The 14,095-nt window shown below is 62.6% G+C and carries 13 protein-coding genes; 9 read left to right on the top strand and 4 right to left on the bottom strand.

Annotated elements, in window-relative coordinates; all coding sequences use genetic code 11:
* From BGO62_RS02570 to BGO62_RS02560, 3 genes are all read left to right on the top strand, one after another.
* Positions 1 to 921 (top strand): tetratricopeptide repeat protein (locus BGO62_RS02570; RefSeq protein WP_296639016.1); only part of this gene is annotated, 921 nt, incomplete at its 5' end.
* A gap of 38 nt (positions 922 to 959) precedes the next feature.
* A complete protein-coding gene (gene prsT / locus BGO62_RS02565) occupies positions 960 to 3,740 on the top strand; it encodes an XrtA/PEP-CTERM system TPR-repeat protein PrsT (protein ID WP_296639015.1) in 2,781 nt (926 codons plus the stop codon).
* A 228-nt stretch (positions 3,741 to 3,968) separates the two neighbouring features.
* A complete protein-coding gene (locus BGO62_RS02560) occupies positions 3,969 to 4,835 on the top strand; it encodes a PEP-CTERM sorting domain-containing protein (RefSeq protein WP_296639014.1) in 867 nt (288 codons plus the stop codon).
* A gap of 102 nt (positions 4,836 to 4,937) precedes the next feature.
* On the opposite strand, the gene BGO62_RS02555 is transcribed toward BGO62_RS02560, so the two are convergent.
* From BGO62_RS02555 to yihA, 4 genes are all read right to left on the bottom strand, one after another.
* Positions 4,938 to 5,804, bottom strand: coding sequence for a ThiF family adenylyltransferase (locus BGO62_RS02555; RefSeq protein ID WP_296639013.1), 867 nt, complete (start codon positions 5,802 to 5,804; stop codon positions 4,938 to 4,940).
* Between the two features lie 9 nt (positions 5,805 to 5,813).
* The gene (locus BGO62_RS02550) at positions 5,814 to 6,584 is read right to left on the bottom strand and encodes a hypothetical protein (protein WP_296639012.1); all 771 of its coding nucleotides are present in this window, start codon (positions 6,582 to 6,584) and stop codon (positions 5,814 to 5,816) included.
* A gap of 86 nt (positions 6,585 to 6,670) precedes the next feature.
* Complete coding sequence (hemB, locus tag BGO62_RS02545; protein ID WP_296639011.1) at positions 6,671 to 7,681, bottom strand: porphobilinogen synthase; 1,011 nt, start codon at positions 7,679 to 7,681, stop codon at positions 6,671 to 6,673.
* Positions 7,682 to 7,867: 186 nt separating this feature from the next.
* The gene (yihA, locus tag BGO62_RS02540) at positions 7,868 to 8,494 is read right to left on the bottom strand and encodes a ribosome biogenesis GTP-binding protein YihA/YsxC (protein WP_296639010.1); all 627 of its coding nucleotides are present in this window, start codon (positions 8,492 to 8,494) and stop codon (positions 7,868 to 7,870) included.
* Positions 8,495 to 8,551: 57 nt separating this feature from the next.
* On the opposite strand from yihA, the gene BGO62_RS02535 reads away from it, so the two are divergent.
* From BGO62_RS02535 to accB, 6 genes are all read left to right on the top strand, one after another.
* Positions 8,552 to 9,178, top strand: coding sequence for a c-type cytochrome (locus tag BGO62_RS02535; protein WP_296639009.1), 627 nt, complete (start codon positions 8,552 to 8,554; stop codon positions 9,176 to 9,178).
* A gap of 64 nt (positions 9,179 to 9,242) precedes the next feature.
* The gene (locus tag BGO62_RS02530) at positions 9,243 to 11,270 is read left to right on the top strand and encodes a cytochrome c biogenesis protein ResB (RefSeq protein ID WP_296639008.1); all 2,028 of its coding nucleotides are present in this window, start codon (positions 9,243 to 9,245) and stop codon (positions 11,268 to 11,270) included.
* A 19-nt stretch (positions 11,271 to 11,289) separates the two neighbouring features.
* Positions 11,290 to 12,429 (top strand): c-type cytochrome biogenesis protein CcsB, encoded by a 1,140-nt coding sequence (gene ccsB / locus BGO62_RS02525; RefSeq protein ID WP_296639007.1) that lies wholly within the window; start codon positions 11,290 to 11,292, stop codon positions 12,427 to 12,429.
* A gap of 153 nt (positions 12,430 to 12,582) precedes the next feature.
* The gene (locus BGO62_RS02520) at positions 12,583 to 13,110 is read left to right on the top strand and encodes a TlpA disulfide reductase family protein (protein WP_296639006.1); all 528 of its coding nucleotides are present in this window, start codon (positions 12,583 to 12,585) and stop codon (positions 13,108 to 13,110) included.
* A gap of 58 nt (positions 13,111 to 13,168) precedes the next feature.
* On the top strand, positions 13,169 to 13,699 hold the full coding sequence (gene aroQ / locus BGO62_RS02515) for a type II 3-dehydroquinate dehydratase (protein ID WP_296639005.1): 531 nt from the start codon (positions 13,169 to 13,171) through the stop codon (positions 13,697 to 13,699).
* Positions 13,668 to 14,095 (top strand): acetyl-CoA carboxylase biotin carboxyl carrier protein (accB, locus tag BGO62_RS02510; RefSeq protein WP_296639004.1); only part of this gene is annotated, 428 nt, incomplete at its 3' end. The genes aroQ and accB, both read left to right, overlap by 32 nt.

Raw genomic sequence — 14,095 nt, 5'->3', positions numbered from 1 at the left:
ACCGCCAACGCGCTGGGGAGCTACCGCAAGCTGGTCGAGCGCCAGCCCGGCCAGGCCGCCCCGCTACTCAAGCTCGCCACCGCACAGATCGCTGCCGAAGATCTCGCCGGCGCACGCAGCGCCCTGCAAAACGCCCTGCGCATCCAGCCCGGCCTGCTCGATGCACAGATGATGCTCGGCGGCGTCGAACTGCGGGCGGCGCGGCTCGACGAGGCGCAAAAAATCGCCCTGCAAGTGCAGCAACAGAAACCCGACCACCCGGCCGGTTTCACCCTTGCGGGCGACACCGCGCTTGTGCGCAAGGATTACCCTGCCGCGCTGGCGGCGTTCGAACGCGCGCACAAGCTGAAACCTTCGGCTACGCTGCTCGTCCGTCAGTTGCAGGTTTTCAACGCCACCCAGCGCAGCGAAGAGGGCGAACAACGCCTCGCCGCCTGGCTCGTCGCCAACCCGCAAGACGCCGCCATCCGGGCCGTCCTGGCGGAAAGCCTGACCAAGCGCCAGCAGTACCCCGCAGCGGCCGAGCATTACCTGGCGTTGAACAAGAGCAATCCCGGCAACCTGATGGTGTTGAACAATCTGGCATGGGCGCTGCATGGAGCGGGCGACAAGCGTGCCGCGTCGTTTGCCGGGCAGGCGCTGAAACTGCAGCCGGACAACCCGATGGTCATGGACACCTATGGCTGGATCCTGACCGCTCAGGGGCAAGCCGCCCAGGGCCTGCCCCACCTGCGCAGGGCGCTCTCCAAACTGCCGGACAACGCGGAAATCCAGTATCACCTTGCGGTTGCCCTGTTCAAAACCGGCGACCGCGCGCGTGCACAGGGAGAATTGGAGCGCCTCCTGGCCGGCGGTGCGCGCTTCCCGCAGGAGCAGGAAGCGCGCACACTGCTGGACCAACTGAAAAACAAAACGCGCTAGACTGCCGCCCACCCGATCGCCGAATGGAGCCTGCATCAATGACCCGACACGCCTCCCCCTTGATCACGCTTCTGGTATTGGCCCTGTCCGCACCACTGGGAGGCTGCGACCCGGCTACCAAGCTTACCGAGCAGGAACACATTCAGCGCGCCAAGGACTTTGAAGACAAAGGCAACCTCAAGGGCGGCATCATCGAGCTCAAAAACGCCGTCCAGAAGAACCCGGACAGTCCACAGGCGCGGCTGCTCCTGGGCCAGATGTACCTCAAGGCCGGGTTCGGCGCGGAAGCCGAGAAGGAACTGACCCGTGCCGAGAAACTCGGCACCGGCCGCGACACCGTCGCCCCCCTGCTGGGCGAAGCCTTGTTGCTGACGGGCCACTACAAGCGCATCCTGGACGAGATCCAGCCCACCGACGCCATGTCCCCAGCCAGCCGCAGCCGCATCATGGCCCTGCGCGCCAGCGCCCTGTTCAAGTTCGGCAAATTCCGGGATGCCTGCAACCTGTTCCAGGAAGCCCGCCAGGTCAATGCCGACAGCCTGCAGGCCCACTGGGGGCTGGCGCAATGCGCCATTGCCGAGCGCAAGATGGCGGAGGCCCGAACCTGGCTCGACAACGCCCTGAAACTGAACGAACGGCAGGCGGAAACCTGGATCTTCATCGGCGACTTCGAGCAACTCAACCAGAACACGCCGAATGCGCTGGCAGCCTACCGGCAGGCGGTGAAATTGGAGCCGTCCAACATTGCTGCACTGCAGAGCCTGGCAACGCTGCAGATAACGCTGGGCGACATGGCGGCGGCCCAGGCCTCGATCGACGCAGTCAATAAACTAGCGCCTGGCTCGAATACCGCAAAATACCTGCAGGCCCTGCAGAAATTCCAGCAGAAGAAATATCCCGAGGCGCGCGATCTGCTGCAGGACATTTTCAAAACGGCCCCCGAGCACCTGCCCGGCACCCTGCTCGCAGGCTCGACGGCTTATGCGCTCGATTCCCTGCAGCAGGCCGAGACCTACCTGAACCGCTACCTCAAGCACTTCCCCGGCCACGCTTATGCGCGCCGCGTGCTGGCTGCGACGCAAATCAGGCAGAACCAGCCTGACAAGGCACTCGCCACCCTGGCACCGCTGCTCCCTCCCCACGGAGAAGATGCGCCGGCGCTGGCACTCGCCAGCCAGGCGCATCTCGCCCGGCACGATCCGCGTCAGGCAGCCCAACTGTTGCAGCAAGCCGTACTCCTCCAGCCCGGCAACGCGGCATTTCATACCCAGCAAGGCCTCAATCGCCTGTCCACCGGAGACATCGACGCCGCCATCACCGATTTGCAGGCTGCGCGCTCGCTCCAGTCCGGGACCCACCAGGCCGACGTTCTGCTGGCGCTGACCCACATCAGAAACAAGCAATACAGCCAGGCCCAGGCCATCTGCGACCAACTGGAAAAACAGCTGCCGCGCAGCCCGCTGCCCCACGATTTGCGCGGCCGCGCACGCCTCGCGCAGGGCGACCTGGCCGGAGCCCGCACGAGCTTCGAACGCGCGCTGGCCCTGGACGCCGCCTTTTTCCCCGCCAGCGCCAGCCTCGCGCAACTCGACATGCGCGACAAGAAAACCGACGCCGCGCGTGCACGCTTCACCAAATTGCTGGAAGCGGACAAGAACAATCTGCGCGCCATGATGGCGCTGGCCGAAATCGCGGCCATCACCAAACAGGAAAACGATTACGTCAACTGGCTGGAGAAAGCGGCGAAAGCGCACCCGCAGGCCATAGCTCCCAATGGCACGCTGGCGCGCTACTACTTGATCAAAAAGCAGCCGCGCAAAGCGCTCGCCATCGCCAGCGCGATGGTCAGCGCGCGCCCGGACGATGTCCAGGCGCTCAATCTGCTGGGCTCGACCCAGTTCGCCGCCGGCGATCTCAACAGCGCAATCGCCACCTACGGCAAGGCCGTGCAGAAGGACGCCCGTGACTTCGACAGCCATCTCGGCCTCGCCCGCGCCCTGATTGCCGACAAGAAGCCGGCCGCGGCACGCACAGCCCTGCAAAAAGCACTGCAGATCGATCCCCGCCACCTGGAAAGCAGCGTCGCCCTGCTGCGCCTTGAGGCCAGCCAGAACAATCCTGACGCAGCGCTAAACATTGCCCGCCGGATTCAGGCCGACCACCCCCAATCCGCTCTCGGCCACGAACTCGAGGCCGACGTCCTGATGCAGCAGAAACGCTACCCCGCCGCCCGTTCCGCCTATGAGCAGGCGATGCAGCGCGGTGCGGGATCATCCGTGCTGGTCAAGCTGCACCGCGCCCAGGTGCTGGCAGGCTCCGGCCCGGCCTCCGCCCAGCGCCTGGCCGGCTGGCTGAAGCAGCATCCCGGGGACAACGTGGCTCGTGCCGCTGCGGCCGACTATGCCATGACGGTGGGGAACAACCGCGAAGCCATTGCCCACTATCAGGAAATTCAGCGCCGCGCCACGCCCAACGTGCTGGTCCTCAACAATCTGGCCTCGCTCTATCAGCGCGAACAGGACCCCCGTGCCCAGGCCACGGCGGAGCAGGCGCTCAAACTCGCTCCGGCCAACCCCAATGTCCAGGACACCCTCGGCTGGATCCTGGTGCAAACCAATCAAACCGCACGCGGTCTGGATTTGCTGCGGCGCGCCGCCACCGCCGCGCCCAAATCGGGGTCGATCCGCTATCACTACGCCACCGCGCTGGCCCGCAGCGGGGACAAGGCCCGCGCCCGCGCAGAACTGCAAAAATTGCTGGCCGAGACTCCGGCATTCCCCGAAACGCAGGCTGCCAAAGCTTTGCTCGACAGCCTGTGATGCCCGCGCAGCCCTGTTCACACATGCCGGCACGCCTCGCACCGCCTGGCGAAGCCTGTCCCGGCCGTCTCCCTTGTCGGAATTTTTTACACGAGCGCCTTGCCGGGCCCCGGGAAAAACTGGCAACAATTTGTTTTATAAGGGTTTAACAAAACCTGGCATGGTGCGTGCTTTATGAGAGGCAGGTTGAATTAACCTCAACACCCAACCTCTCACAGGAGTGACGAAATGAAACTCACACAACTCTCCGCTCTGGTCGCAGCCGCCGTCCTGTCGCTCAGCGCCAACGCCGAACCGTTCTACATGGTCGTGCCCGATGGCGCCGTGGACAACCAGACCGCCAACACTTACCAGTTCGGCATCGATTTCCGGGCCACCTCGAACTACGTCGACTCGGACAACTCCTACGACGGCACCAATGCCTCCACCTTCGTCACCGTTGGCGACGCGGTGAATGACGTCGGCGTCGGCACGGTTTCCAGCCTGCTCGGATCCAATGGCATCGCCATGACCGCCAACAACCTTGACGAAGGCATGGGCGACAACTGGCAGCTTTCCTTCAATTACAACATCAACGGCGTGGTGGTTGCGGTCGACAACTCGGGCCTGCCCGCTTCCCAGGGCATCGGCGCCTTCTACGGCGACGGCGTGGTGGATGGCGACAACCTGATTCAGATCTATTACGACGTGCTGGACGTCAACGGCAACGCGATCAGTTCGGTACTGGTGATGAATCTGGAAGTCCTGTCCAGCAGCGGCACCATCGGCAACGCCGTGTTCAGTGCGGCGGTCGACTTCACCGGCGTGGATGCGCTGGCGCAGAGCCTGTTCTTCTTTGCCGACGGCACCAACTGGTTCGACCTGTGGACGGACGGCCAGCCGCTGCCCGGCATCGAAATTGCCGCGCGCATCGACACCAACGTCGATCCGCAACTGGTTCCGACCGTGGCGGCCAATGGCGATACGGCTTCCCGCACCAACACCCTGAATGGCAGCCTGGAATTCAACCGCGTGCCGGAACCCGGCAGCCTGGCGCTTCTGGGCATGGGCCTGCTGGGCCTGGGTCTCGGCCGCCGCTATTTCAAGCAAGCCTAAACCGCTGCTCACCCCGGCAAAAAGCCAGAGCGTCTGCTCTGGCTTTTTTTATGCCGCCCATCCTGCCACTTGGCAGGCAGTCCCCCGTCATCGGGCGTGCAGTCAGGTATTTTTTCGGGACAAACGCCAGTTGACGTAGGCGATCGCCAGCCGCTGCAGTGGATGCGCATTGCCGCCCGGACGCCAGGTACGCTTCAGTTTGCCGGTGTAGGCATCGAATTGCAGACTATGCGGCACGGCACGCACCTTGCCCCGGCCGAGCAGGATTTTCAGCGCTTCGGTGCCCGCCATGCCGGCGCACAACTGGCACGCCAGGCCGGTTGACGGCACGCGCTGGGTTTTAAAGTCGACGATTTCGGGATAAACCAGATAACCCCGGTGCAACAGGGCGGGGGCCAGGCCGACCAGGAAACGGATCGGCCATTCGTCTTCGGGCGTGCCCTGCAGCCGGAAATACTCGTCGAAGCCGGGGCCGTCCGGCAGAAAATTGAGCACGGCCGCCCCCATCCCCAGGGGAACGGCAAAGGTGATGGGAATACCGCGTGCACGGCAGGCGTCATACACCAGGCGGCGCGCGGAAAAAACAAAATAATCCAGGCCGTCCACGTAGAGGTCAACACCATCCAGAAACGCGTCCACGTTATGCGGCTGCACGCCAGCGTCGAATACGCGGATGTCCAACTCGGGGTTGATGTCGCGCGCCAGCCTGGCCATGACCTCCGCCTTGGGCTGCCCCATGCTGCTCATGCTGGCGCCGGCCTGACGGTTGAAATTGACCAGATCGAACTGGTCGAGATCCGCCACATGGAAACGGCCGATGCCCAGCCGGGCCAAGGTCAACAGATGTACGCCGCCGGCGCCGCCGAGGCCGGCTATGGCGACCTTTTTACCGCGCAGCGTGGTTTGCTCGTGTGGGGTCAGCCAGCCAAGGTTGCGGCCGAATGCCTCGTTATAATCGAAAGCCCGCACAATGACGCTTCAAGCATCCTCTTTCAGCAAGCGTCCCAGAATGCCTTCCTGGTCGTGCGCCGAGAAAAAGTAGGGATAAAGACTGCGGTCCTTGGCCGCCTTGCCCTTGCCGCCGAGTTCTTCTATCTTTTGCCGCATGTATTCCAGCTCCAGATGCATCAGCAACACGGGGAAATTGACCCGGTTGTTCATTCTTTCTTCCCCGATCTGCTTGAAGCCCAGCATTTTTTCATAGAAGGTTTTGTGGCGGGGAACGATCTCGATGATGGCGTCGGTACATTCATGGATGACGCCGTATAGATAGGCGATATGAATCAGGCTTGCCAGCAATTGCTTGGAGCCGATGTTTTCGTCGATGGCAAGCTTGCTGAGCTCTCCGACGCGCCTGCCCTGGGCGCGCAACGCATCGATTTCGGGCTTGTAGATTTCTTCCGCCAGCATGCCTTCTGGCGAGTCATAGCCGACCGTGACGGTGCCGACGATCTTTTCCTGGTAAAACGACAGGATGGTGATGCGATTGGGGTATTTCTTCAAGTGCGCCTTGGGGAAACCGCGCCAGGCATAGCGCTTCTGCACCAGCATGCTGGCATGGTTGAAAACCTCATCCTGCTGCGCGAAACGCAGCTTGAAGAGCTTTTCCCCCATGCGCTCTTCCTGGACCTCGGGATCTCCCTCGGGAAGCGGGCTCAAGTCCTTGAGACGGTAGGGCGACTCGAAGCTAATGATGGTTCGATCGAAATCGTCGGCAATACTCCGGCCACGCCCAATCAACTTGCTCAAATTTAGCGTCACCTTCGACCCTCCTGACACACCGGGGAAACCCTTCCCCCCATACTCATTTCTATCGGCCCGTCACAGGCAAAAATTTAGGCCTCGCCGCGCATCCATCGCGCCACATCCCGCGCAAAATAGGTCAGCACGCCATCAGCCCCGGCGCGCTTGAATGCCAGCAGCGCTTCCAGCACGCACGCACGCTCATCCAGCCAGCCATTTTGCGCCGCGGCCTTCAGCATGGCGTATTCGCCACTGACCTGGTACGCATAGGTCGGTGCGCCATAAGCGTCCTTGACGCGCCGGATGACGTCGAGATAGGGCATGCCCGGCTTGACCATGATCATGTCGGCGCCTTCCTGGAGATCCATTCCGACCTCCCATAACGCCTCATTGCTGTTGGCCGGGTCCATCTGGTAGGTATATTTGTTGCCCTTGCCCAGATTGAGTGCCGATCCGACAGCGTCCCGGAACGGGCCGTAAAAACTGGAAGCGTATTTGGCAGCATAGGCCAGAATCCGGGTATGGATATGACCGGCACTCTCGAGCGCGCTGCGCAGGGCCGCCACCCTGCCGTCCATCATGTCGGATGGCGCAACCACGTCGGCGCCGGCTTGGGCGTGCACGACTGCCTGCCGGGCGAGCACCGCCACCGTCTCGTCGTTCATCACATAGCCGCTGGCATCGATCAGGCCATCCTGGCCGTGGCTGGTGTAAGGGTCCAGCGCAATATCGGTGATGATGCCCAACTCGGGGAAACGGCTTTTCAATGCGGCCACGGTACGCGGCACCAGGCCATCGGGATTGATCGCCTCTTCCGCCCCCGGCGTTTTCAAGCCGGTATCGATCACCGGGAACAAGGCCAGCGCGGGGATGCCCAGCCGCAGGCATTCTTCTGCCACCGGCAACACCAGGTCCAGCGACAGCCGTTCGACGCCGGGCATCGAAGCCACTGCTTCACGCCTGCCCTGCCCGTCCAGGACAAACACCGGATAAATCAGATCGTTTGATGTGAGCGTGTGTTCGCACATGAGACGACGGGAAAAATCGTCGCGCCGCATACGGCGCATGCGGCGGGCGGGAAATGAGCCAAAAGGCAGGTTCACAAAGATCTCCAAAGAATTCGCATGGTGGCGTGGAACTTTTTCAAGGACTTCCCGCTCTATCTAGCAGACGGTTTCGTACCGTCTCCCGCTTCTCCTCCCTGAGCGGGATGCCTTAATCCCCTTAAGGCATTTTTTGCCCCGATCCCTCCCTTGGTCGGGGCTTTTTGTTGGGCGGCGCCGGCAAAGTTATTCGTTTGTCTGCGGCTCCTGCTGCCGGGACTGGGCAAGCCACCCTTCGATCAAAGCGGCCGCCTCTTCCGAGCCCTGCCGCGACAGGCTGGAAAACAACTGAACAGTGACGCCGTCCAGCGCCGCAAGTTCCTGTTTGACGCGGCGCAATGTCAAGGCTTTCTCGCTGTTGGACAATTTGTCCGACTTGGACAACAGGATGTGGACTGGCTTGCCGGTGGGGGTGAACCAGTCGAGCATCTGCCGGTCCAGCGGGGTGAGCGGATGGCGCGCATCCATGATGAGCACCATCCCGGCCAGCGCCTCCCTCTCCTGCAGGTAGCGCGACAGCAACCCTTCCCATTTCGCCTTCACTTCGGGCGGCACTTTTGCATAGCCATAGCCCGGCAGGTCGACCAGATAGGTGTCGGCATCCAGTTCGAAAAAGTTGATAAGCTGCGTTCGGCCGGGAGTTTTGGACGTAAACGCCAGGCGGTTTTTACGCGTCAACAGATTGATTGCACTCGACTTTCCGGCATTGGATCGCCCGGCGAATGCGATTTCGGCGCGGCTGTAGGGCAAATCGCGCAGCTGGGCGACCGAGGTATGGAATTGAGCGCGATTGAGCACGGGCTTGGCAGTCATATTAGTTGCCGCTAAACTACCCTTTTTCCCAAGTTTTGCAAGCTTCAGGAGCTTTTGATGAAACTCGTCGTCTCTCTGGTCGCCGCTCTGGCCGCCACCTCCGTTTTTGCCAATACCCCTGCTGCCGTCCCGGCCAGCAAAGGCGACCCCAAGGCGGCAGAAAGCATCGTCAACCAGGTTTGTGCGGCTTGCCACTCGGTGGACGGCAACAGCGCAGCCGCCGCCAACCCCAAGCTGGCGGGCCTCAATTCCGAATACATCTACAAACAGCTTACCGAGTTCAAATCGGGCGCCCGCAAGAATGCCATCATGTCTGGCATGGTCGCCAACCTCAGCCCGCAGGACATGCAGAATCTGGCTGCCTATTACAGTGCCCAGCAACCCAAACCCGGCACGTCCGCGGATCGGGAGCTCGCGCTGACCGGCCAGAAGATCTATCGCGGCGGCGTGCAAGGAGCAGGCGTACCGGCCTGCGCTTCCTGCCACGGCCCGCAGGGCAAGGGCATTCCCAGCCAGTTCCCGCACCTGGCCGGACAGCACAGCGACTACATCTACGCCCAGCTGAACAGCTTCCGTGTCGGCGAGCGCGCAAATGATGCCGCCAAGATGATGCGCAGCATCGCCGCCAAGATGACCGACGCCGACATGAAGGCAGTGGCATCTTATATTCAGGGCTTGCGTTAAACTTATTGACCGCACCTGAGTCGATGGAAGGGTGACGCAAGTCACCCTTTTTTATTGCTGCCACATGAACACTGCCCCCCACTCCTTCGGCAAGTCCCTGTTCGAACTGTTGAGTTCGATGCGTTTTGCCATCAGCCTGCTGTCCATCCTCGCAGTCGCCTCGATCGTCGGCACGGTGCTGAAACAGGCCGAACCGTACAACAACTACGTCATCCAGTTCGGACCGTTCTGGTTCCAGGTGTTTGAAAAACTGGGGCTGTACGATGTCTATCACGCCGCCTGGTTTCTGCTCATCCTGACCTTCCTCGTCGTTTCGACCAGCGTCTGCATCTACCGCAACGCGCCGAACTTCGTGCGCGAGATGAAGAGCTTTCGCGAGCACGTCAGCGAACAGTCGCTGAACGCGTTCAAGCACCGGCACGAAGCGGCCACGACGCAGCCGCCCGCTGCGCTCGCCGCCAGCGCGCAGCGCTATCTCGAAGGTCAGGGATACAAAGTCAAAAACCTGTCGCGCGAAGACGGCGTGCTGCTTGCCGCCAAGGCCGGCAGCTGGAACCGCCTCGGCTATCTGCTGGCGCATTCGGCCATCGTGATGATCTGCATCGGCGGCCTGATGGACGGCAATCTGGTGTTCAAGGCGCAGCAGCTGCTGGGTTACAAGAAGATCGAGACGCGCGACATCCCGCAAAGCCAGGTGCCGGCGATTTCGCGCCTGGCCCCTTCCAACCCGTCGTTCCGCGGCAGCGTGCAAATTCCCGAGGGCTCCAGCGCGGACGTGGCCTTCCTGAATGTGGCCGACGGTTACCTGGTGCAGGATCTGCCGTTTACCGTGGCGTTGAAGCAGTTCCGCATCGAGCACTACACGACGGGGCAGCCCAAAAGCTTCGAGAGCGACATCGAGCTGTTCGACCGTTCCGGCAAAAAAATCAGGGAAGCGACGATCGCCGTCAACCACCCGCTGATCCACGACGGCATCGCGATTTACCAGGCAAGCTTTGCCGACGGCGGCACCCGCCTGACACTGCGCGGCTGGAACCTGTTCGCCCCCACGGCCGCATCCTTCCCCATCGAAGGCACGGTGCTCCAGAGCGCCACGCTGACCAGCGCAGCGGGCGACTACACCCTCGAGTTCATCGATTTCCGCCCGTTCAACATCGAAAACATGGGCGGCGAAATCGCCGCGTCCGGCGACGCCATGAGCGTGCTCGGCGGCAGCCCGGTCAGCGACAACCGGCATCTGCGCAACGTCGGCCCGAGCTTCCAGTACAAGCTGCGCGACTCGCGCGGGCAGGCGCGCGAATTTTCCAACTACATGCTGCCGCTGGAACTGGAGGGCCGCTGGTACATGATGTCGGGCGTGCGCGAGTCACCGAACGAGTCCTTCCGCTACATGCGCATGCCGCTCGATGCCGACGGCAAGATCGACAGTTTCATGCGGCTGCGCGGCGCGCTGCTGAATGCGGGGTTGCGCCCTGAAATTGCCGCGCGCTTCGCCCGCCAGGCATTGCCGAAAGACGCCTGGGGCACCGAAATCGAGGGCAAGCTGACAGCCAGCGCCGCCCAGGTGCTGGCCTTGTTTGCCGGGGGCGGCTTCCAAGCGCTGGGCGGATTCATCGAAACCAAGGTGCCGGAAGCCGAACGCGAAAAGGCGGCCGGCACCTATCTGCGCATTCTGGAGCTCGCCGCGTTCGAGGCGCTGCAGGTTGCCAATCGCCAGGACGGCCTGCCCACGCCCAAGCCCGACGACGCGACCGGCTGGCTGGTACGCGACACCCTCAACAGCATGAGCGACATGTTCGTCTACGGCGCGCCGGTCTATCTGCAGCTGATGCAGTACGACGAAGTCAAGGCAAGCGGCCTGCAACTCACCCGCTCGCCCGGCAAGAACGTGGTCTATTTCGGTTCGCTTTTGCTGACGCTCGGCGTATTCTTCATGCTCTACGTGCGTGAGCGCCGGGTCTGGCTGCGCATCAAACCGGGCCACGCGCTGCTGGCGATGTCGTCGGCCAAGCACACGATCGATTTCGAAAAAGAATTCACCCAGCACGCGCGGGCGCTGGACACCCTTGTCAAACAAACAGCCACGCCGTAAACAACCTGGAGGCCACACCATGGAACTCGCCCTCGACCAACCCGCCCCGCTGCTGAAGCGCCTGTCATGGTTCGACTGGCTGTTTGCCGCCATCGTCGCGGCAGGCGGCCTGTTCGCCCTGTCGCGTTTCGGCGAATACATGGACATCTATGAAAAAGCCATCCTGCTGGCGGCGATTCCGTCGCTGGCGGTATTCGGCTGGTTCTGGAAACCGTTCCGCCCGCTGTTCATCGTGGTCGGTGCGGTCAGCCTGTTCGCCGTCAGCCAGTACCAGGGCAGCCTGGCGCGCATGGAGGAGGCCTTCTTCCTCAAATACCTGATCTCCAGCCAGGCCGCCATCATGTGGATGTGCGCGCTGTTCGGGCTGGCCACGCTGGCCTACTGGGGCGGGCTGCTGGCACGCTCCGAATTCGCCATGAAGACCGGCAGCACGCTGACCTGGGTCGCAGTGGCCATGGGTTTCAGCGGCCTGATGGTGCGCTGGTACGAGTCCTATCTCGTCGGCGCCGACGTCGGCCACATTCCGGTGTCGAACCTGTACGAGGTCTTCGTGCTGTTCTGCCTCATCACCGCGATGCTGTACCTGTATTACGAGGCGCGCTACCAGACCCGCCAGATGGGCGCCTTCGTGCTGCTGGTGATCTCCGCCGCCGTCGGCTTCATCCTGTGGTACACCTTCGACCGCGGCGCGCATGAGATCCAGCCGCTGGTGCCCGCGCTCAAATCGTGGTGGATGAAGCTGCACGTGCCCGCCAACTTCATCGGCTATGGCGCCTTCTCCATCGCCGCCATGCTCGGCGTCGCCTACCTGCTCGCCGCGCGCGGCATCCTCGCCAGCCGCCTGCCCAAGCTGGAAGTGATCGACGACGTCATGTACAAGGCCATCGCCATCGGCTTTGCCTTTTTCACCATCGCCACCATCCTCGGCGCGATGTGGGCGGCCGAAGCCTGGGGCGGCTACTGGTCGTGGGATCCGAAGGAAACCTGGGCGTTGATCGTGTGGCTGAACTACGCCGCCTGGCTGCACATCCGCCTGGTCAAGGGCCTGCGCGGACCGATGCTGGCCTGGTGGGCGGTGGTCGGCCTGTTCGTCACCATCTTCGCCTTCATCGGCGTCAACATGTTCCTGTCGGGATTGCATTCCTACGGCACGCTCTAAAATCAGGCGCCCGATCGGTGTCCCCCCATCCGGCATGGAACTGACGATGCAGCCGATGGGCGCCACGGTGGCGGCGGCCGCGACCCGGAACCTTTGAGCCGCCCGCCATTGCCCCGCCTGCGGCGGCGCAATGGGTTTGCGGACCTTGCAGCCATGCGAAAAAGACTGTTTTATGCCGCCCCCCTGGCATTGGCCGCAATGGCCGCGGGGATCTGGCTGGCCCAGGCCCGCTACGTGCCGCGCCCGCCTGCGGCACCCGCTGTCGCCGCGCTGTGGCAACTCGGCTTTCCGGACCTGCAGGGACAGGTGCAGCAACTGGCGCAATGGCGCGGTCAGGTCCTGGTGCTGAATTTCTGGGCCAGCTGGTGCGCGCCGTGCCGCGAGGAAATGCCGGACTTTGCCGCCCTGCGCGAGCAATATCGGCCTCACGGAGTCGAATTTCTCGGCATCGCCATCGACAACCCGGCCAATGTCGCGCAGTTTCTGCGGCGCCTGCCGGTCGCTTATCCGATCCTGATCGGCGAAGGCACCGCCCATGGCCTGGCACGGCAACTGGGCAACCCGAGCGGAGCGCTGCCTTACACGATCGTGCTCGATCGCGACGGCAACATCGTGTTGAGCCACCTCGGGCGACTATCCCGCGCCACGCTTGAAGCCACCTTGCGCGAAATCGCTGCATAGTTGCGATTTAGCGTCAATATCTGGACAATTTACCTTCATTTACGGCAAACTCGCCGCCATGACGACTAAACGAACCAGCCGCACCGCGGCTAAATCGGTCCCCAGTCCGCACCCCCATGTCCTGGTTTTGCATGGCCCCAACCTCAATTTGCTGGGTAGCCGCGAACCCAAGCATTATGGTCTCGCCACGCTCGACGACATCGACCGTGCGCTGGCCAGCCGCGGGAAAACCGCCGGCGCGCACGTCGAAACCTTTCAGCACAACCACGAAGGCGCATTGATCGAACGCATCCACCAGGCCGCGCGCGACTGCGTCGATTTCATCGTCATCAACCCGGCGGGCTACACCCACACCAGCGTCGCCCTGCGCGACGCCCTGGCAGCCACCGCCATCCCTTTCGTTGAAGTTCATCTTTCCAATATCTACGCGCGCGAATCCTTCCGCCATCACTCGTACTTTTCCGACCTCGCCGTCGGCGTGGTGTCCGGTCTGGGCGCGCACGGCTACGAACTGGCGCTGGAATACGCCTTGCGACACCTCCAAAACAGGACCTCCCATGGATCTCAGAAAACTGAAAAAACTCATTGACCTGGTCGAAGCCTCGGGCATTGCCGAGCTGGAGATCACCGAAGGCGAAGAAAAAGTCCGCATCGCCAAAAGCATCGCGGGCGCGCCGATGATGATGGCCCCCCAGCCGCAATTCATCCACGCAGCCGCGCCGGCGGCACCGGCGGCAGTCGCAGCCGCGCCGGCGGAAGACGCCGTCCCCGAAGGCCACGTCGTACGCTCGCCCATGGTCGGCACGTTCTACCGCGCTCCGGCCCCGGGCTCGAAAAACTTTGCCGAAGTCGGCCAGAGCGTGAATGCCGGCGACACGCTTTGCATCATCGAGGCGATGAAACTGCTGAACGAAATCGAAGCGGACCAGGGCGGCGTCATCAAGGCCATTCTGGTCGAAAACGGCCAGCCGGTTGAATACGGCGA

It is taken from the genome of Thiobacillus sp. 65-1402, from assembly GCF_001897685.1.
GTDB lineage: Bacteria > Pseudomonadota > Gammaproteobacteria > Burkholderiales > Thiobacillaceae > Thiobacillus.
This window is presented reverse-complemented; position numbering and strand designations above follow the sequence as displayed.

Coding starts and splice junctions, on each gene's coding strand:
- prsT (WP_296639015.1), top strand. CDS start 960: ATGACCCGACACGCCTCCCCCTTGATCACGCTTCTGGTATTGGCCCTG.
- BGO62_RS02520 (WP_296639006.1), top strand. CDS start 12,583: ATGCGAAAAAGACTGTTTTATGCCGCCCCCCTGGCATTGGCCGCAATG.
- ccsB (WP_296639007.1), top strand. CDS start 11,290: ATGGAACTCGCCCTCGACCAACCCGCCCCGCTGCTGAAGCGCCTGTCA.
- aroQ (WP_296639005.1), top strand. CDS start 13,169: ATGACGACTAAACGAACCAGCCGCACCGCGGCTAAATCGGTCCCCAGT.
- BGO62_RS02530 (WP_296639008.1), top strand. CDS start 9,243: ATGAACACTGCCCCCCACTCCTTCGGCAAGTCCCTGTTCGAACTGTTG.
- BGO62_RS02560 (WP_296639014.1), top strand. CDS start 3,969: ATGAAACTCACACAACTCTCCGCTCTGGTCGCAGCCGCCGTCCTGTCG.
- yihA (WP_296639010.1), bottom strand. CDS start 8,494: ATGACTGCCAAGCCCGTGCTCAATCGCGCTCAATTCCATACCTCGGTC.
- BGO62_RS02535 (WP_296639009.1), top strand. CDS start 8,552: ATGAAACTCGTCGTCTCTCTGGTCGCCGCTCTGGCCGCCACCTCCGTT.